Annotated in this window: 22 protein-coding genes and 1 pseudogene; 22 read left to right on the forward strand and 1 reads right to left on the reverse strand. The window is 42.7% G+C overall.

Annotated features, from left to right (window positions below):
• The first annotated feature begins 21 nt into the window (after positions 1-21).
• From LCM09_RS09300 to LCM09_RS09360, 14 genes and pseudogenes are all read left to right on the forward strand, one after another.
• Complete coding sequence (locus tag LCM09_RS09300; RefSeq protein ID WP_224880891.1) at positions 22-840, forward strand: MBL fold metallo-hydrolase; 819 nt, start codon at positions 22-24, stop codon at positions 838-840.
• Positions 841-1,288: 448 nt separating this feature from the next.
• Complete coding sequence (locus LCM09_RS09305; RefSeq protein ID WP_224880893.1) at positions 1,289-1,942, forward strand: ABC transporter permease; 654 nt, start codon at positions 1,289-1,291, stop codon at positions 1,940-1,942.
• A 16-nt stretch (positions 1,943-1,958) separates the two neighbouring features.
• The gene (locus LCM09_RS09310) at positions 1,959-2,951 is read left to right on the forward strand and encodes an ABC transporter ATP-binding protein (RefSeq protein ID WP_224880895.1); all 993 of its coding nucleotides are present in this window, start codon (positions 1,959-1,961) and stop codon (positions 2,949-2,951) included.
• A 4-nt stretch (positions 2,952-2,955) separates the two neighbouring features.
• Complete coding sequence (locus LCM09_RS09315; RefSeq protein WP_224880897.1) at positions 2,956-3,693, forward strand: ABC transporter permease; 738 nt, start codon at positions 2,956-2,958, stop codon at positions 3,691-3,693.
• Positions 3,694-3,716: 23 nt separating this feature from the next.
• Positions 3,717-4,625: a glycine betaine ABC transporter substrate-binding protein gene (locus LCM09_RS09320; RefSeq protein WP_224880899.1), complete on the forward strand. Its 909-nt coding sequence runs from the start codon at positions 3,717-3,719 to the stop codon at positions 4,623-4,625.
• Positions 4,626-4,817: 192 nt separating this feature from the next.
• Positions 4,818-5,960 carry a cell wall-binding repeat-containing protein gene (locus LCM09_RS09325; RefSeq protein ID WP_224880900.1) on the forward strand — a complete coding sequence of 381 codons (1,143 nt, stop codon included), beginning with the start codon at positions 4,818-4,820 and terminating at the stop codon, positions 5,958-5,960.
• 15 nt (positions 5,961-5,975) lie between these two features.
• Positions 5,976-6,410: pseudogene (locus LCM09_RS20765) on the forward strand (ComEC/Rec2 family competence protein); the annotation flags it as partial.
• A 147-nt stretch (positions 6,411-6,557) separates the two neighbouring features.
• Positions 6,558-6,944 carry a lamin tail domain-containing protein gene (locus LCM09_RS20770; RefSeq protein WP_263622975.1) on the forward strand — a complete coding sequence of 129 codons (387 nt, stop codon included), beginning with the start codon at positions 6,558-6,560 and terminating at the stop codon, positions 6,942-6,944.
• Positions 6,928-7,179 (forward strand): DUF3006 domain-containing protein, encoded by a 252-nt coding sequence (locus LCM09_RS09335; protein WP_224880902.1) that lies wholly within the window; start codon positions 6,928-6,930, stop codon positions 7,177-7,179. Before LCM09_RS20770 ends, LCM09_RS09335 begins: the two co-directional genes overlap by 17 nt.
• 219 nt (positions 7,180-7,398) lie before the next feature.
• Positions 7,399-8,031 (forward strand): DUF6944 family repetitive protein, encoded by a 633-nt coding sequence (locus LCM09_RS09340; protein ID WP_224880905.1) that lies wholly within the window; start codon positions 7,399-7,401, stop codon positions 8,029-8,031.
• Positions 8,032-8,119: 88 nt separating this feature from the next.
• Entirely contained in the window at positions 8,120-8,404 is a 285-nt protein-coding gene (locus LCM09_RS09345; protein ID WP_224880907.1) for a DUF3784 domain-containing protein, read from the forward strand.
• A gap of 55 nt (positions 8,405-8,459) precedes the next feature.
• Positions 8,460-9,275: a hypothetical protein gene (locus tag LCM09_RS09350; RefSeq protein ID WP_224880909.1), complete on the forward strand. Its 816-nt coding sequence runs from the start codon at positions 8,460-8,462 to the stop codon at positions 9,273-9,275.
• A gap of 27 nt (positions 9,276-9,302) precedes the next feature.
• A complete protein-coding gene (locus LCM09_RS09355; protein ID WP_224880910.1) occupies positions 9,303-10,541 on the forward strand; it encodes a SecD/SecF family protein translocase subunit in 1,239 nt (412 codons plus the stop codon).
• A gap of 10 nt (positions 10,542-10,551) precedes the next feature.
• Positions 10,552-10,923 (forward strand): iron chaperone, encoded by a 372-nt coding sequence (locus LCM09_RS09360; protein WP_224882900.1) that lies wholly within the window; start codon positions 10,552-10,554, stop codon positions 10,921-10,923.
• Positions 10,924-10,994: 71 nt separating this feature from the next.
• On the opposite strand, the gene LCM09_RS09365 is transcribed toward LCM09_RS09360, so the two are convergent.
• Entirely contained in the window at positions 10,995-12,356 is a 1,362-nt protein-coding gene (locus LCM09_RS09365; protein WP_224880912.1) for a LuxE/PaaK family acyltransferase, read from the reverse strand.
• A gap of 244 nt (positions 12,357-12,600) precedes the next feature.
• On the opposite strand from LCM09_RS09365, the gene LCM09_RS09370 reads away from it, so the two are divergent.
• The 8 genes from LCM09_RS09370 (at position 12,601) to LCM09_RS09405 (ending at position 19,510) form a co-directional block, all read left to right on the forward strand.
• Positions 12,601-13,545, forward strand: coding sequence for an RNA polymerase sigma factor (locus LCM09_RS09370; protein WP_224880914.1), 945 nt, complete (start codon positions 12,601-12,603; stop codon positions 13,543-13,545).
• A gap of 128 nt (positions 13,546-13,673) precedes the next feature.
• Positions 13,674-14,483, forward strand: a complete 810-nt coding sequence (locus LCM09_RS09375) for an aminoglycoside adenylyltransferase domain-containing protein (protein WP_224880916.1) — start codon at positions 13,674-13,676, stop codon at positions 14,481-14,483.
• Complete coding sequence (locus tag LCM09_RS09380; protein ID WP_224880918.1) at positions 14,480-14,827, forward strand: VOC family protein; 348 nt, start codon at positions 14,480-14,482, stop codon at positions 14,825-14,827. Before LCM09_RS09375 ends, LCM09_RS09380 begins: the two co-directional genes overlap by 4 nt.
• A gap of 15 nt (positions 14,828-14,842) precedes the next feature.
• Complete coding sequence (locus LCM09_RS09385; RefSeq protein ID WP_224880920.1) at positions 14,843-15,199, forward strand: VOC family protein; 357 nt, start codon at positions 14,843-14,845, stop codon at positions 15,197-15,199.
• Positions 15,200-15,669: 470 nt separating this feature from the next.
• Complete coding sequence (locus tag LCM09_RS09390; protein ID WP_224880922.1) at positions 15,670-16,239, forward strand: maltose acetyltransferase domain-containing protein; 570 nt, start codon at positions 15,670-15,672, stop codon at positions 16,237-16,239.
• A gap of 47 nt (positions 16,240-16,286) precedes the next feature.
• On the forward strand, positions 16,287-17,033 hold the full coding sequence (locus LCM09_RS09395) for an SDR family NAD(P)-dependent oxidoreductase (protein ID WP_224880924.1): 747 nt from the start codon (positions 16,287-16,289) through the stop codon (positions 17,031-17,033).
• Complete coding sequence (locus LCM09_RS09400; RefSeq protein ID WP_224880926.1) at positions 17,030-17,578, forward strand: DUF4269 domain-containing protein; 549 nt, start codon at positions 17,030-17,032, stop codon at positions 17,576-17,578. Before LCM09_RS09395 ends, LCM09_RS09400 begins: the two co-directional genes overlap by 4 nt.
• Positions 17,579-17,764: 186 nt before the next feature.
• Positions 17,765-19,510 carry an extracellular catalytic domain type 1 short-chain-length polyhydroxyalkanoate depolymerase gene (locus LCM09_RS09405; RefSeq protein WP_224880928.1) on the forward strand — a complete coding sequence of 582 codons (1,746 nt, stop codon included), beginning with the start codon at positions 17,765-17,767 and terminating at the stop codon, positions 19,508-19,510.
• The last annotated feature ends 44 nt before the right edge of the window (positions 19,511-19,554 follow it).

Genomic DNA, 19,554 nt, shown 5'->3' on the forward strand with positions numbered 1-19,554 from the left:
ATAGAGAAGGAGTGTGGAAGTATGATTCAATATCAGAAAGAAAATCTTACGGTGTTTCAAAGTTCACTCTATATGACGACTTCAGCGGTCATCGAGACCGATGATGCAATCGTGATGACGGATCCGAACTGGTTACCTGTAGAGGTAGAAGGTATTAAAAAATACATCGAAAGTAATCTCGGAAGTAAACAGCTGTACATCATCTACACTCATAATGACTATGATCACATTATCGGTGCCGGCGCGTTTTCTAATGCGATAGTGATCGCTTCAGAGGAATTTGCACAGTATCCTGATAAAGAAAAAGTCGTTCAACAAAATCGAGAATTTGATGAAGGCCATTATTTAGAGCGAACGTATGACCACATTTACCCTGACGTGGATGTTGTCGTAAAGCATGACGGCCAGCAGTTAAAAGCAGGCGACCTGACGTTAACCTTTTATAAATCTCCAGGTCACACGAATGATGGAATTTTCACCGTAGTTGAGCCATATGGAATCTTCTTATCTGGAGATTATTTATCGGATGTAGAATTTCCGTTCATTTCTGGAAGCTATCATGACTATGTTCGGACGATCGATACAGCAGAAACCATCTTTAATAAGTATGATATTAAGGTCCATGTCCCTGGTCATGGCAGGACGACTGAAGATAAGCGTGAGATGGATAGTCGCCTCGATTTCTCGATGTACTACCTTCAAGAGCTTCCAAAAGAAGATGAGGAATTAAAAGCGCACATGCAAGAGAAGTTCACTTTCTTCAACTTCATGAGCGGGGTGCACGATGATAATAAAAAGGTCGCTTTGCGAGAATTGGAAAAAGGCCGTTCGAACTGTTAAAGCAGGTTAGGGGAGATCTTCAACACGAAACGATTTCTTTTTGCTTAAGGTGTAACTAAGTACCAGATTGTGGTAATATCGGTGTTAAAAAGATAAAGAAGTCTACTTTTTCTATTAGAGGAAAAGCATCCTCAAAAGGGGGCGTACAATGGGATTCATCATAACACTTTTAACGATTCTATCATCTGCAGGTTTCCTTTATTACATGGGCAAGTCCGGCCAAACTTGGGATGTGGATAAGAATAAAGAACAGGAAGACTAATCTTGATCCAAATGAACAGGTCGATTTACGAGTGAAAATATGAATCGCTATGAAGGGCACATCAAAACGGATGTGCTTTTTTGGTGTACTGTAGCGCGCAATATGGGGTTCAAAGACGAAACTCAGATATTATGTTAACATGAAGATTGTGCGTTTTAGGGAATAAAAGGATGAGGAGGGATTAAATTGGATAAATGGATTAAGTTTCTTGAGATTAACGCATCGCGTATTTTCGATTTGACGATAGAACATGCGATTCTAGTTGGAGCGGCGATTCTTGTTGCGCTTTTGATCGGGGTGCCACTTGGCATTTATTTAACAACGAATGACTACCTGGCTGAGACGGTACTTCAAATCGCATCAGTCATGTTAACGATCCCGAGTATCGCTTTGTTCGGAGTTATGATTCCAGTCTTTTCGATCGTGAATCTTGGTATCGGCTTCGTACCCGCTTTTGTTGCGCTAGTGCTATATGCACAGCTCCCCATAATAAGGAATACATATACCGCGATTCGTAACGTGGACCCTGAGATGAGGGATGCAGCGATTGGTCTTGGGATGAAACCCATTCAGAGACTTTTTCGCGTCGAGATTCCGAATGCTTTTCCTGTCATTATGGCAGGTATTCGAACAGCCGTTGTGATCAATATCGGGATTGGCGTTATTGCAGCTTATATCGGTGCAGGTGGTCTTGGTGTTCTGATTACACAAGGAATTACGCGTGGAGATAACTACTTAATTATAACTGGATCTGTTGCCGTTGCGATTCTAGCAATGATTGCAGATGGATTCTTGATTTGGATTCAAAAAAGGTACACACCAAAAAGTATTGCTAATTAACGAGTGAGGTGTAGAAATGATTACGTTCGATCAAACAACGAAGACATACGAAGGCGGCGTCACGGCTGTTAAAGGCGTTGATTTTACAGTAGAAAAAGGAGAAATCGTCGTATTGCTCGGACCATCAGGCTGTGGGAAAACAACGTTACTTCGAATGGTGAACCGTCTTGAGACGATATCTGATGGGAAAATCATGATTGATGGTGAAGATTCAATGTCGTTGGATTCAATAGAGTTACGTAGAAAGATAGGTTACGTGATTCAAAGTAACGGCTTGTTTCCGAATATGACGATTGAAGAAAACGTTATGATTGTTCCTGATCTTCTCGGATGGAGTAAGAAAAAGAAGAAAGAACGATTTAAGAAACTGATGGACATGATCAGTATGAGTAGTGACGAGTTCGGGAAGCGCTATCCGCATGAACTTTCAGGTGGTCAGCAACAGCGTATCGGAGTGATTCGCGCGCTTGCTGCAGATCCTCCCGTTATGTTGATGGATGAACCGTTCGGTGCGCTTGATCCGATCATTCGTGAGAAGATCCAAGATGAGTTTCTACAGATCCAAAAAGAAGTGAATAAGACGATTCTGTTTGTCAGTCATGACATCGACGAAGCGATTAGAATGGCAGATAAAATCGTGCTGTTACGTGATGGGGAATTGATGCAATACGATACACCTTCCGAGATGCTCGTTCGTCCGAAGAGTGAATTCGTTCGAGAGTTTTTCGGAAAAGATCGTGCGATCAAGAGCTTGAGTCTGCACACGATTCGCGAGCTACAAGACATTATCGGCCTAGCCGAGTTTGATGAAGGGATTGAGGATACGATCACAATCAACGTGAACCATGATCTCCGAAATACGCTATCGATGCTGTTAAACCAGGAAGCAGATCAGGTGATCGTCATCGATGATGACGGGAACAAGCTTGGTGCGATCACGATTGATATTGTCCAAAAGTATCTTCATTTTGAAATTAAAGCTAAGCCGACCCTAGTACAGAAGGGATGATCATATGAATAAGAAGAAGGTCATTAGTCTTATTGTTCGCTATTCCGTTTATGGACTGGTCGCTTTGTTCTTTTTCTGGGCGATCAGCAACAATTATTTTGGATATATTTTCAGTGAATCCTCTACGTTTCTACTGCTAGTGAAGCAGCATATGCAGCTTGTGTTGGTCTCATCTGCACTAGCGTTGCTCGTTGCGATACCAGGTGGGATTCTCGTTACTCGTAAAAGTTTCAGACGAGCAGAATGGGTCGTCTCAAATACGGTGAACCTCGGTCAAACGATTCCAAGTCTAGCTGTTCTCGCATTGATGATCAGTATTCTAGGTATCGGATTTCAAACGGCTGTGTTCGCACTGTTCATTTATTCGCTTCTACCGATGTACCGAAATACAGTAGCTGGAATCGATTCTATAGATGAAAATTTAATCGATGCTGCGAGAGGGATGGGGATGAAGCCCGTTCAAATCCTGTTTAGAATCGAACTACCGAATGCAGCGTACTCGATTTTAGCTGGTGTACGAACGGCGATCGTATTGAACATCGGAACAGCAGCTCTCGCATATGTGGTCGGAGGCGGAGGTCTTGGTGTTTGGATCTTCACTGGGATTCAGTTATTCGATAACGGCTACTTAATCTCAGGTGCGATACCTGTTACGCTATTAGCCATCTTTGTTGACTATCTGCTACGACTGCTCGAGCGACGAATCGTACCAGAAGGATCGCGACCACCGCAAGAATTGTAACGTGACTGAGAGGAGGTATACTTATGAAAAGGAAACTATTGAGTGGAGTTATGATCATTACGATCCTATCTATGCTGACCTCGTGCTCTTCGTTAGGAATTGGAGGCAAGCAGATCTCTGTTGGGGGAAAGAACTATACAGAACAGTATATACTGTCTGAAATGACTTCTTTTCTTTTGAAGCAAGAGGGGTATGATGTAAAACAAATGAACAACTTGAGTAGTTCGGTTGTTCGAAAAGCACTTGAAAACGAACAGGTCGATGTGATGTGGGAATATACAGGGACAGCTCTCATTACATATATGGGTCAGGAAAGTATCGCTGATCCTGTCAAAGCTTTTGAGAAGGTGAAAGAGATCGATAAGAAGAATGGTATCGATTGGATGAATATGTCTAACGTGAACAATACGTATGCTCTTGCGATGAAGGAGGAACGTGCGAAAGAATTAGGCATTCAATCGATCAGTGATTTAGCTTCCTATATTAATGAGCATCCAGGTGAACTTACAATCGCCTCAGACGCAGAATTCGCAAAACGTCCAGACGGCATTCCAGGTGTAGAGAAAAAATACGGGTTTGAATTTCAATCTGGTCAAATTAAGCAGATGGATATCGGCTTAACTCAGAGGGCGTTAGATAAAGGACAAGTTGATATCTCAGTTGCTTTTGAAACGGACCCTACGATCGTAGAATATGACTTGGTCACGTTGGAAGATGATAAGAGTTTCTTCCCGCCATATCGAGCAGCGCTTACGATCAATGAAGAAGTGTACGAAAAGTACCCTGAAGTGAAGGAAATCACTGCACCACTAGCGGAAAAACTAAACAGCGACATCATGCGAGAGTTGAACTACAAGGTGGACATCGAAGGAAACCCTGTATCGATCGTGGCGCATGATTGGCTTGTGGAGAATGGGTTGTTGGAAGAGTAAGGGAGAGGTGCAAATAGAGGCATGAAAAACGACTCGTCAATTACTTGATGAGTCGTTTTTTATTATCCATTTACCTTGTGTGCAGTTAGGTTAAATGAACTTCCAATATCAGGGTCTTTTTCGATTTAATTGCTTATCTATGATACCATTGTACCGGTACGAAACGCATACAGACATCTGGGGGGAATTATTTTGAAAAGAGTTGTGAGTGTCTTACTCATTTTACTACTAGCATTTTCTGCTTTTTATTCAAATACAGAGAGCGTAAATGCAGCGAGCGGTTCTGAACGATTAAAGGGGAAAGACCGCTATGCTACAGCTATTGAAATAGCAAAAGAGGGTTGGCCGAACGGGCTAGATAGCAATGAAAAAGCGGTCGTATTAGCGAGAGCTGACGATCCAGCTGATGCACTAGCAGCTGCTAGTTTAGCAGGTGTGAAAGATGCGCCGATTCTGCTAACTAGTACAAGCCGTGTTCCAAGTTCAGTGATGCAGGAGATTGCTCGGTTAGGGACTGAGAAAGTCTACGCCCTTGGTGGGACGGCAGCGATCAGTAACAGCGTGGTATCTCAACTTTCAGGACAAGGCTATGAAGTTGAACGCGTTAGTGGAAAGAACAGATTTTCTACAGCTGCTGCAATCAATGAAGAAGCTGGAACGGCAAGTAACACGGAAGCCATCCTAGTAAACGGAATTACTGTAGCAGATGCGTTATCCGCTTCAAGCTATTCTGCAATCAACGAAGTTCCAATCTATTTATCTACTAAAACTAGAATTCCATCCGAGCTTCCTAACTCTGTTAAAGAAGTGAAAATCTTTGGTGGTAGTGCTGTTGTAGGTAGTGATCTTGAATCATCTTTAAAAAATAAGGGGATCGACGTAACCAGACTATCTGGTAAGGATCGATTCGGTACAAATATCAATGCAAACAAAGAACTAAAAGCTTCAAGTGAAGATTTTATATTAGTTCGCGGCTATTCCAGCAGCAAAACGAAAGAGGACTATCCTGATGCAGTTGCAGCTTCTGGGTTAGCGAACCGCATGGACATGAACATCGTGCTGACTCATCCAACAAAAGTTTTAAACGATGTGAAGCAGTTCGTATCTAATCAAAACGGTCAAGCATATGTCCTAGGCGGTAGTGGAGCTATTTCTCAACAAGTCGTGAACGGACTATTAGCTAAAGGATTATTCAAAGCTCATTTTATTTACGTTGACCAAGGTGGAAGCACACTGCTTCAAACACCGAATGGAAAGAATATCTTGATTGACGGAGGGCGCCGCGGTGCAGGAGAGAAAGTGCTTTGCTACCTTGAAGATCATGGAGTGGAGTAACTCGATCTTGTTGTTGCCACACACCCAGATGCCGATCACATCGGTGGTTTGATTGATGTCTTGAATGAAATGCCTGTTGGAAAAGTATTAGACAGCGGTAAATCTCATACGAGTCAGACATACACTGAATATCTATCGATAATTGAACAAAAAGGTATTCCATTTGAAGTTCCAGAAGAAGGATCAATGGTTAATATCGACCCATTAATTGATATTCAAATTCTGAATAACGGTGAAGGTGCTTCAGACAATAACAATGCGTCTGTTGCAATGAAAGTATCTTATGGTGAGATTGATTACTTGCTTACTGGAGATGCTGAAAGAGAAGCCGAAATGGATATGATGAATGAATTTGATCTTGAAGCTGAAATTTACAAAGTGGGTCATCACGGTTCAGATACGAGCTCAACACCTGCTTTTCTAAGTGAAGTATCACCAGTAGTTGCTGTTATTTCCGCTGGAATTGATAATCGTTATGGTCACCCAGATAGTGAAGTGATCGATAGACTTCAAAATGCTGGTGTCTCTTCTTCATTAATTTGGGAATTGAATGGTGAAGACTATGTTATCACTACAGGTGGGACAGGCTTTAGTGCTATGTCTTCAACATCCCATTGTGAAGTCCCAGGTGGAACAGATCCGGAACCAGAACCTAAACCTGATCCAACGCAAGAAACAGGGGATCTTGAAATAACGAACTTAAATCTTCAAGAAGAAAATGTGACGATCAAGAACATGGACTCCGAAGACATTTCCATGGATGGCTGGACGCTCGTTAGTGTCGACGGGAACCAAACGTACGAATTTCCAAGCGATTATGTGCTAAGAAAAGGTGAAAACGTGACGCTTACTTCTGGTAGAGGTGCTTATGAAGATCCACCAGGCGTGCTCGAGTGGTCGGGCGCATATCTCTGGGATAATAATGGCGATACAGCTAGATTATATGACCCACAGGGGGAATTGATCGATGAGGTTAAACGGTAAGTATACGTTAGACAGATTCGAAGGAAATTATGGTGTATTGCTATACCGACAAGATGAAACTCAAGTTGTAGATGTTGAAACATCACTATTGCCTTCTGAAACAAAAGAAGGGGACATTCTGCACATTGAATTCTCGGACAAAGGCGAAGTGGAACATGTCGATATACTAAAAGAAGAAACAAAAGAAGCGAGAAGAAAAGCAGAAGAAATGCTAAATAAGCTTCGTAAAAAATAAAGAATAAAATTCATGAAGAAGACGTCTGCCAGGTGGTAGGCGTTTTTTTCTTAACAAAAGTGCATTTCGACACCCTTCGACCTCAATCGGGTGGTGCCTGGCACTGTGAAGGATAGAGATAGAGACATCAGCGTCTGTCACCTTTTTTTGATATAGATGATAGCTGTTACGTGTGTATGTTTCTTGGAATAGTATAAAAAGACGAGGAGCGTGTGTGGAATGGAGGTGTATGGAGAACTATATGTCATTACTGGGGCTTGGCTGCAGACAATTGGAGCTAGTGTGACAGCGATTGGGAACACGATTGCAGCATCTGTGAACGATGACGAGGAAGATGAAAAAGTCAGTAGTGAACTCTATATTCTTGGAAACGCTGTTGAAGCGACCGGGAATTCGCTTCAAGCGATCGGTCAAACTAGAATCCAGAAGAGTGAAGATGAAACGATAGGAATCATAGGAGACTGGCTTCAAGCAGCAGGGAATATCGCGAACGTGGTCGGAGGCTCGACCGTGCTTAATGGTAACGTAGAGGAAGGGTTGAACGTTGATATAATAGGAGACGTAATCCAATCGATCGGGGCAGCGTTCGAAGCTCAGAGCTCGAGTCTTCGGGATTCTGACTATGCAGCACTCATTACATCTGGGCAGAGAATTCAATCCGTTTCAGTTGCGATCGAAGCGATTGGTCTTGTCTATGTAAAGAAAGGTAAAGACAAATTAGGAGAACAGTTAATTGCTGTTGGAAGCTACGGACAAACTGCTGGAGCAGCGCTATCTGCGATTGGTTTAACGAAAGAATACCATCAATCCCGGTCATTAGAGAGTTGGAATAATGGTTATTACTATTTATAGGAACGAGGAAGCTACTTTTTATGTAAAAAATGGAACTTCATCTTCGCTGATTCGTACATAGAGTGGAGCTGCTTACGGAGGTGGACGTTTGGAAATAGGACTATTCGTGATTGGGATTTGCATGTTACTCGTATCATACCTTGTGGCGATCAAGAAACAAACGTGGCTACTCTCTGGGTTTAATGAAAAAAACATCCGAAACAAATCGTTGTTAGGGACAGTGGTAGGAGTGGGGTTCTTTCTGCCTTTAGGTCTTATACTAATTCTTCATAGTTTTATAGAGTATGCTTATGAGAAAACGGTGTTAATTAGCGCGATGTTAGTGCTCTTAACAAGCGTGTATGTTTTTATTAATCGGAAGCTGCTGGATTAGTGAGAATAGGTGCAGAGTGCACCTTTTTATATTTGTAAACGATGGAGGTGTTTGCTTGATAGCAGAAATGTTTAAACGTAGAGAGAAAATGTCCTATGTGGGACTTGTGCTCTTGCTTTGTTTCACTGGCGTTTTCCTCGCATTCAATATGCCGAAGACGAACAGTGAGTGGGTAGAGGTTCTCGCTCTTTTGATTCCGGTTCTTTTCATGGGCTTTATCGCGTTGAATAGTCGGAAAAAGTATAAAGAAATGAAGGATATGGAGTTTCCCCAATCGGCATTTTCATTATTAGATTGTAATCACCTGATTCTAAAACAAGATGCTACGATGACACCGAGCCTCCTTTCCTTTGAGAAAGATGGGAGTTTCGTAGGGATGTATCAGTTAGTCGATATTAGATGGTGGCTATATCCGATCGTTTTGTTTCAATCATCATTACTGTCCTTCTTTCCGCATAAAGTCGCTTTTTTCTCGAATGAAGGAGAAAAGGTGTTTTCATTTCGACGAGAAGGCATAAAGAGAACGAAGGTTACGGTTTTTGATAGCGAAGACAACGTTATCGGTACATATGAACAAGAGGAGTTCAAAAGCCTCGTAAACTTGAAGGGGGAACTGAAGGACGAGAATGGGTCTCGTATTCTTCCCGTCAAAATTTCTGGTTTTTCAGGGGATTTTCATTTGAAAAATGAGGAAGGAAAACGCTGGGCTTATTTCTATAACGGTCGTTTTCCGCATGAGTATACAAAGATTTTTAAGGATATGGATAATGACATCGTTGAGGTATCGGATCAGTTATCAGAAAAGAACAAAATCCTGTTATTAAGCTTGATCGGCTTTGTCTTTATGGAACGAAGCCAAAAGGGCAACTAGTCATACATAAATAAAGGTGCGGGTGTTATGAAAAAAAGCTGGGTAGTTTCAACATGTATTACGATTGTTCTGATCACTACGTTCATGCTTTCTACATATAAATACATCGCAGATGAAGTAAGGCTTGGTCTTGATCTGCAGGGTGGTTTTGAAATTCTTTACGAAGTTGAGGATCCTTTTGAAGGAAGAAGTATTGAAGAAGAGAAACTAGTAAAACAAACGGCTTCTATCATTCGTGATCGGGTTAATTTATTAGGGATTAGTGAACCTGTGATTAAGATTGAAGATGAAGATCGTATTCGCGTTCAGCTCGCAGGGGTGGACGATCAGGAAGAAGCGCGTGATATCTTATCGATTGGAGGGAACATCACGTTCCGAGATACTGAGAACAACCTTGTTCTCTCGTCGAAAGATTTTTCTTCTGTGGAAGTTGAAGAAGTATCAGATGATTATCCCCCACAGGTTACGGTCGGGTTACGAGACAGTGTGGATATGAAGAGCATCACAGAAAAATATCAAGGTGAGATGCTTGTTCTTTGGCTCGACTATGTTAAAGGTGACTCGTACAGTGAATCACACTCTAACGTTATTTTCTCTGGGCATGTTGGCCAAACCTGGTCTTCTAAAGGAATAGCAATTTCTAGTGATTTTACTCAAGAAGAAGCAGATAAGCTTGCTAAGGTACTAAGTACGGGCGATCTTCCTGCCCCAATCGAAGAAGTTTATTCCCGTTCTGTTAGTGGTCAGCTCGGTGAGAAGGCTTTACATAATACGCTGATTTCTAGTGGGCTTGCGATCATGTTGATCTTTTTATTTATGATCTGGAAGTATCGTTATCTTGGGGCGATTTCGGTATTCTGTATGGTGTGCTACCTGTATCTGACGTTTGCGATATTTGTTTTCTTAGAGGGTGTACTCACGCTGACTGGGCTCGCTGCCTTTATTCTCGGACTCGGAATGGCTGTCGATGCATCGATCATAACTTTCGAGCGGTTGAAGGAAATTAAACGAAACGACGTTACGTTCGAACAGCTCGTTATGGAAGCGTCGAATCGTTCATTTATTACCATCAGCGATGCTCAATTAACGACGTTGATCGCAGCCGCGGGACTTTTTGTATTTGGCGTTGGTAGTGTAAAAGGGTTTGCTGTCATGCTGATCATCAGTATTATTGCTGGCTTTATAACTTGTTACGCTTTGTTGAGGTTATTATTGTATATGGTTGGCGAAACGAGAATCGTAGAATGGTATGAGAGAAAGGGTTGAATGGATGACTATGGAGACATTTGAAGACTATTTGAATAAGATCGAACACCCAGAGCATCGTGCACGCATGGAAGAAATTTTTGCATGGATAGAGGGAAAGTACCCGAACTTAAAGCAGAGGATCGCCTGGAATGAGCCTATGTATACCGATCATGGCACGTTTATTATCGCCTTTAGTAAAGCGAAAAAACACATGTCGGTGGCACCGGAACGCGTTGTGATCGATCAGTTTGCAGATGATATTGCTGAAGCTGGCTATGATACGACGAAAGAGCTCGTGAAGATTAAGTGGAATCAACCAGTGGATTACGGGTTACTCGGGAAGATGATCGAGTTTAATATCGCTGAAAAAGCTGAGTGTACGAGTTTTTGGAGAAAGTAAAGAGTGCGTTGAGCTATGAAGCGTGATGGAAGACGTCTGCTAGTCGGGGAGCAGACGTCTTTTTATAGTTATTATTTTTGTTCCACAGCCTTCGAGCTAATCGGGGTGGTCCCTGTCACTGAACGGTGGTCAAACACTCTTTTCGCTTTCCCTTCTGAGCGTGGTAGCGATGATGGCTCCTTTAAGAACACTTCCATCGATACGAGTGCTTCAGTCTTGACCATTAACGCGATGCGTGAGCACAACTCCTGTGCTGCAGGGTGACTGAACGTCTCGTCTTTAAGTGAAGTGAAGAATTCTTGTGATACTTCAACATGTAGTTCGACGTGGTCCATAGGTCCTTTTTTATGAAGGTGGATTTGGTAATGAGGGACAAGTTCATCCAAGTTGCATATAAATCGCTCTATTTCAGAAGGAAACACATTAACGCCCCGAATGATCAACATGTCATCGATTCTGCCTTTGACACGACTCATTCTCGTCGTCGTTCTCCCACACTCACAAGGCTCACGCGTAATAGATGCAATATCTCCTGTTCGGTAGCGAATGGTGGGTAATGCTTCTTTAGTGAGGCTCGTAAACACGAGCTCGCCGTCCTGCCCGTCTTCTACAGGCTCTAACGTATTAGGGTCGATTACCTCAACTAGAAAATGGTCATCAGCAATATGAAGACCATCCTGACAATCCACGCATTCCTGGGCAACGCCAGGTCCAATCACTTCACTTAGGCCGTAAATGTCGGTCGCTTTCAGGTCGAACATACTCTCGATTTGTTTTCTCATTCCTTCTGACCATGGTTCTGCGCCAAGAATCGCAATTTCTAACGATGTTGTGGCAGGGTCAATCCCTTGCTGAATCATTGCTTCACCGATACTTAAAAGATAAGATGGCGTGCAGCAAATAATTCTCGGCTTGAAATCTTGGATGAGAGAAATCTGTTTGACCGTGTTCCCTCCAGAGACTGGCACAGTTGCACAGCCGAGCTTTTCAGAGCCAACGTGAAGCCCAAGACCACCGGTGAATAGGCCATACCCATATGCATTATGAAGAATATCACCTTTACGTCCGCCAGCTAACGAAATCGCTCTTGCGACGATTTCGCCCCAGCTCTCGAGGTCGTTTTTCGTATATGCGACGACGGTTGGTTTTCCGCTCGTTCCAGATGACGCATGGATTCGGACGATGTCTTCCATAGGACTTGCTAGTAGATTGAAAGGGTAGTTTTCTCTAAGGTGATGTTTTTGAGTGAAAGGGAGTCTGCGGAGATCTTCTAGCGTTTGAATGTCTTCAGGAGTGATATGTGCTTCCATTAATGAATCGCGATAGAAAGGGACATTTTGAAAAGCACGCTGGGCGGTGTTCTGCAAACCTTTAAGCTGATGTTCTTTCATTTCGGTAGGATTCCAACCTTCACACTCCGAATAAGTAGCCATTTCACCATCTCCTTGTATGATAGTTTTATCACGGGATATGTATTGTGCGTTATATTTAAAGTAGTCCTTTATGGAAGCGCTGTCAATTTATTTCGAAAATTTAGACACCAATAAATTGGAAATAGTTCAAAAGTCGTTGTCTGTTGGGGTTCGACAAATTCCGGGCGGTACCAGGCACTTTTCCTTGTATAATTTTGTTGTGCTCATACGTTATATATACTGAAAACATCTTAAGGAGGATTCGATGGAACTTAATCAAAAAGAGAACGAGCTACTTTCTTTTTCGGAAAAGAATAGGGAGTTAAGAAAAGAGTTTGATGGATTGATAGAAGAACTTAAGCAAGATCTATGGAATTATTGTCGGTATATCACAGGGTCTCCGTGGGATGGAGAAGACCTCTTCCAAGAAACAATGGTGAAAGCGTTCGGCGGACTTTACCAGAGGTGGCATCCGACTAACCCCAAATCATACTTGTATCGTGTTGCCACGACGACATGGATTGATTACTGTCGTAAACAAAAACGAGTCGTCGGAACGCTAGAAGAAGGGGATATGCCGACGGAGGAGTTTATAGACCGGTTGGAAGTTGAAGAAGCGTTAACTCATTTAGCAGTACTTTTCACACCAAGGGAGTCTGCGGTTTTCCTACTTAAAGAAGTATTCTCATTCAGTGCAAAGGAAGTAGCTGGGATCGTGCATACAACGCCTGGAGCTGTTTATGCGAGCGTGAGACGAATGAAAGAAAAGCTCAAAGAAACTTCTATTAAAGAGGAGCGGAGTACTAATGTGAAAGCTTCTCCTCAAAACGATCATGTGATTAAGGCATATTTGAAAGCGTTAAGCGATGGAGATGTTGAGGCAGTACTGAGCCTGTTAAGTGACGATGCTCAAAATGACGTTGGTTTAGGATTTCAGGAATATTCAAAGAGCGAGATGCGCTCCGGTTCGATGCAGTTTGGACTTCCAGGCTTTCGTGCAGAACCGTTCTTTTTGTGGGAGAAACCTGTCATCGTGGTCTTTAATGACGATGAAGAAGGGGCAAAGATTCACGATATCCAGTATCAAGAAGTTGAAAATGATAAAATCGTCTACCATCGTAGTTTCTATTTCCGGAAAGAATTGATCGTTGCTGCCGCTCAAGAACTCGGTTTTCTACCACAGGTCAATAAGCCGGCTACAGATTGGTAAAGTGCATTACGGTGCCTGGTACTGCCCGCTTTTGCTCGATAAATGTCGAACGAGAGCGGGCAGGCTTTTTGTTGTTTTTGTTGAACCTGTTTAAATGAGGAAATGATTAACGAAGTAGGGGATGCGATATGAGTAGTAGCTGGGATGAGTGTTCACATGAAGTTAAAGATTTTGTAAGGAATGTAGTAGATGAAATAAAAGCCATCTTGAAGGATGGTTTTGTTGGCTTTTATGTACATGGGTCTCTCGCGATGGGTGGATTTAATCCGACGAGAAGTGATGTCGATGTTCTTGTCGTAACAAAAAGGGAGTTAACGATTGGGGAGAACGAGAAGCTAGCAACCGTCCTCCTTAATGTCTCAAACGATCCATACCCAGTCGAAATTAGTGTTCTCACTGAGGAGCATTTGCGAGATTGGAAGCATCCGTGCTTCTATGAGTTTCATTATAGTGAAGCCTGGCGTGAGCCTTATGAGCTTGCACTTTCAAATGAAGATGTCGAATATATTGCAGATCTGAAAGGAGAGGACCCCGATCTAGCAGCACACCTCACGATTTTGAACCAAAGAGGAATCTGTATTGAGGGACCTCCGATTAGAGCGCTATTTCCTTCTATACCCCGTTCAGACTATGTTGCTTCTATTTTATATGATTATGACGACTGTCTTAGGGACATAGAAGAAAATCCGGTGTACTGTGTGTTAAATATTGTGCGAGTCTATTGGTACTTACACGATGGAGAGATTTCATCAAAGCAAGAAGCAGGGAAGTGGGGCAGGAAGGGGTTCCCTCGAGAAATTAGTAGGACGATTGAAAAAGCGTATGAGAATTATTCAGGTTTGAAAGAGCACTCGTTTGAAGAAAGTGAACTTTTGGCAGTGAAAGAATATTTTCGACCGCGAGTAACTGATTTGATTAAACATAAGGAGGGGAAATGATGCTCGAGCGAATCGATACGTTTTGTCTTAAAGTCCGTGATGTTGAGCGAGCTAGTGAGTGGTATCAGGAGAAGCTTGGTTTGAAAGAGACGTTTCGCGATGATGGGTATCGTATATTAAGCGTTGGAGATAGTAGCGTTCCAATCACGATTGAGGAAGGTGAAACGAGTGAGTCTCATCACCAAAGCTATCCGATCTTTTTTACCTCTGCGATTGATGAGACTTACGAGACGTTAAAGAATCGTGGTGTTGAGGTAGGCGAGCTTCAGCGTGATGAGGTGAATAGGTTCTTTGACCTTTATGACCTAGACGAAAATCGATTACAGGTTTGTTTCTGGGAGTAAAAGGAGTGAGGAGAATTGAAGGTTAATCGGATTGTAGCTAATATTGAAGCGGAAGATTTGGAGAAAGCAAAGGCTTTTTACGGAGATCTACTTGGGCTTGAAGAACTGATGAATCATGGGTGGATCATAACGTATGGCTCAGAGGAGAAAATGTCGGTTCAGATCAATGTAGCTTCAGAGGGAGGATCAAATATGCCTACCCCTGACCTTTCTATTGAAGTGGATGATCTAGAGGAAGCCCTTTGGGTTATGAAAGAAGCAGGAGTTGCGATTGAGTATGGCCCAGTTGACGAACCATGGGGAGTCAGGCGTTTTTTCGTGAGAGATCCTTTTGGGAAGATGCTTAATATACTTAGTCATGCTAGTGAGTGATGGAGTCTAAATGAAGGAGGGGGATTTATGCGGTTTCGCTGATATATTTTGATATCGCTGATAAAATTGATTTTTCGCTGATATAAGTTATGAAATCGCCGATATATCTTGAATTTCGCCGATAAAATGAAAATATCGCTGATATCCGTCCCCATGCACATCGCCATAACGCACTAAAAAACCGATAGTCCCCTTTTGACTATCGGTTTACTTCGTAAGTGACTCTTTCAAGCAACTGCGGCAGTAGATTGTGCCTCTTTCTTGGAAGTATTTCTTAAGGTGGGTCATCCCAAGACCATCTTGTAAGTTACTTTGGAAAAAAGTAGTCTACTAAGTACTCAATCTTCTTTTTCATACGTCACAATAGATTTTTGCGGTGAACAGAACGATCCCACCAGGTGTTTTGAGTCTTGTGTCAGTTAAGTGGTAAGCTCCTTTTGTATTTGGTTGATGAATAGGGAGGCAAATTGATGAAAACAGAAAAACAAAAGATGCTAGACGGAGAACTGTATGATCCAGGTGACGAAGAACTGATTATTGATCGCCTTCGTGCTCGTCGATTGACGAGATTGTATAATCAAACGATTGAAGCAGATCGTAAAGAGCGCTCACGGTTAATTAAAGAACTATTTGGATCCACGAAGGAAAACGTGGGAGTCGAACCAACGTTTAAATGTGATTATGGGTACAATATTCATGTTGGAGAGAACTTCTTTATGAACTTCGACTGTGTAATTCTAGATATTTGTGAAGTTCGTTTTGGTGATAACTGTATGTTAGCACCTGGGGTTCATATTTATGGGGCGACTCATCCGCTTGACCCAACTGAACGGAATTCTGGAAAAGAGTTCGGGAAACCAGTCATTATAGGGGATAACGTATGGATTGGAGGAGGAGCAATCATTAATCCGGGAGTAACGATTGGAGATAATGTTGTGATCGCTTCAGGTGCAGTCGTAACAAAAGACATTCCAGATAATGAAGTAGTTGGAGGCAATCCAGCGAAGAAGATTAGAGAGGTACCTGTCACACCACGATAAACCTTCGACAAATAGCGGGGAGTGACAGGCACCGAGGAGGGAAAGCAATGCCAGATTTAGAGAATCAAATCATACTCATCACAGGAGCGAACCGTGGTCAAGGGCGTGCGATTGCTGAACATCTCGTAACGCTTGGAGCAACGGTTGTAGTTGCTGCAAGAAGCTATGAAAGTGCAAAGAAAGTATGCGATGAACTTGATGAAGAACGAGCATATCCAATTCAGCTTGATGTTACGAAAGAAGACCATTGGCAGGCTGCGATGGTTAAAGTAAAGGAGCAGTTTGGGAAGCTTGATGCTCTCGTAAATAACGCAGGCGTGTTAAAGCGCAAGTCGTTTCAAGAGATTACAGTCGAAGACTACCAGGAATTAATTAACGTAAACCAGCTCGGTGTATTTCTAGGTATGCAGGCAGTTCTGCCTTTGATGGAAAAGAGGCAAAAAGGTTCGATCATTAACAATGTATCAATTTCTGCATTTGCGCCGATTGGTCATTCATCTGCTTACGCTGCAACAAAAGCGGCGGTTGTAGCGATGTCAAAGGCGGCAGCAATCGAAATGGGACCAAAAGGAATACGTGTGAACATGATTCACCCTGGAGGTGTGGAGACCGAGATGGCTACTCAGGGGCAGGGTGTTCCTAAATTCTATGAGTCCATTCCACTCGGACGGATTGGGCAACCGATCGAGATCGCGCGTGCTGTTGCGTTTCTTGCTTCTGAAGAAAGTTCGTATTGTACCGGAACGGAAATTGTAGTAGATGGCGGAATGACGCTAGGCTCTGCTAGTGTGTGATTGAGAAGATGATGGGTAACAATTTATTTCACGAAATGAAAAAAGGTAGTGAAAAGCAGAGAAACGCATATCGAACAATTCGGGAACTAGGAATCTTGGAAGACTTGAAAGCTTATACCCCAACCCTATGCGGAACCTTTCCAATCGGCATTGATGTTAAAGGGTCTGATCTAGATATCATCATGGAAGTGCACAACGCAGAAGAGTTTGAAGAGCGAATCAAGACCTTATACAGCAAACAAGACCAATTCAAGGTAAAGAGAACGATCATTAGAGGAAATGAGGTTAGCAAAGCAAACTTTGTTTTCCAATCCTTCGAATTTGAGCTGTTCGGTCAAGCTCAGCCGGTACATAAGCAGCATGCATACCTTCACATGATCACCGAATACAAGGTGATGCAGAAACATCCAGCATGGAAGCAAAGGGTGATCGCGCTTAAGAAGCGTGGTTACAAAACAGAGCCCGCATTCTGTGAACTCCTTGGGATTTCTGGTGATCCTTATGAAGGACTTATTCGGTATGGGATAAAACAAGGGTATATATAAAGGTTGAGCCGAAAAAAATAATGCTTTTGTACTTGTATAAAGCTCGATTTAGAGATGTGTTTTACATAGAAAACTAAGCGTTTCGATTCATATAAGAATATCCTTGTAACCCTTGTGTAACTCGCTCCCCTTATCATGGCGGAGCAACCAACAATGGAAAGGGGATGTTTTTTGTTGCGAGTAAGAATGAGTTGGGTTTTCTGTATGATTCTTTTATTAGTATGCTCGTCAGTCATGATTCCTTCTTCAACGTCAGCCGCGGGTCAATTCACCTCTGGAACTTATGGAGGGAAAACGTATAAGCTGTATGTTCCGGATCACTATGATGGCAATCAGAATTATCCATTGTATGTCATGCTTCATGGTTGTACGCAAGATGCTACACAGTTCGCTACAGGTACACAAATGAATGCGCTCGCTGATGAAAAAGGATTTCTCGTTCTATATCCTGAGCAAAGCTCGAGTGCGAACTCAAATAAATGCTGGAACTGGTTTGAAACAAGTCACCAGTCACGTGGCAGTGGGGAACCGAGCGTGATTGCTGGAATGGTCCAAAAGATTCAATCGAATTATAGCATTCAACAGGAACAGGTTTATGTAGCCGGGCTATCAGCTGGTGCAGCGATGAGTGTGATCATGGGGGCTACATATCCAGATGTTTTCTCAGGAGTTGGGGTAGGTGCAGGCTTAGAATATAAGGCTGCGACAAATTCCTCTTCTGCCTTTAGTGCGATGTCTAGTGGGGGGCCTGATCCGACGTTACAAGGTCGAGCGGCTTACAATGCCATGGGAAGTCATGCAGATGTTTTACCTGTCATCGTCTTTCATGGGACGTCTGATTATACGGTTAAACCGATAAATGGCGATCAAGTTATTTCACAATGGGCAGTGACGAACGATTTATCTGCAACGGGTTCTGAAGATGGATGGATCGATAATGTAGCCGATAACACCGAAAGTCTTCAAGTACCCAGCGGAAGAAGTTACACCGTAAGTGATTATAATGGGCAAGATGGTAAGGTGTGGATGAAGAAAGTAATCGTCCAAAGCATGGGCCATGCGTGGTCTGGCGGAAGTTCACAGGGAAGCTATACAGACCCGCAAGGACCAAATGCGAGCAGGATGATGTGGGAGTTCTTTAACGGTAGTGAAACGACTGACCCGAACGCACCTGTCACCATAGCTACTCCTAGTGGAGGAACATACCAGGATTCAGTGAGCGTGGAACTTAGCGCAAGCGAACAAGCAACGACGTACTACACGACAGACGGAACAGTACCAACTGAGTCATCCCAAGCCTATAGCAGTCCGATTACAATCACAGAAGATACAACACTGAAATTCTTTAGTGTCGATTCGAACGGAAATGCAGAATCGGTAAAAACAGAAGACTATATCATTGAAACTGGTGTCCCCGCTGAAACAACAACCTTATCGTCAATTGGAAATGAGGATGGTTTTGTCGGGCAGTATACGGCCGATGGAAAAGGAACAGGTTCAGTTAAGGTTGGCGATAAAGGGATGTATAACAGTGATACGTATCGCGGGATTCTATCGTTTGATACCAGTGTGATAAAAGAATCGATTCAATCGGCAAAAATCCGCTTATACGTTAAGACAAAACAAGGAACAATTTCAAGTCTGCAGTTAGATATAAAGAAAGGGACGTTTGGTAGTAGTTCTTCTATCGAACAAGCCGATTACGCTAGCACACCTACTCAATACGCGATCACTAGTTTTGCACCTCCTACTGGTGAGTATGTGGATGTAGAACTTCCAGCTACCAGCTTGTCTACTATCAACTTGAGCGGATATACACAGTTTAGGTTAAAAGCTATCACAACAGCAGGGTTCGATCCTAACGTTATAGAGTTTTATGGAGGAGAAAGTGTTGGATTTGAACCAAAGTTGATCCTAAATGGGAACCAGTAATTTAATACCTCCTTTTAGATGAGGTCGCAATAAGAAAAGGTAGA

Source organism: Guptibacillus algicola (assembly GCF_020171805.1).
Lineage (GTDB): Bacteria > Bacillota > Bacilli > Bacillales > Guptibacillaceae > Guptibacillus > Guptibacillus algicola.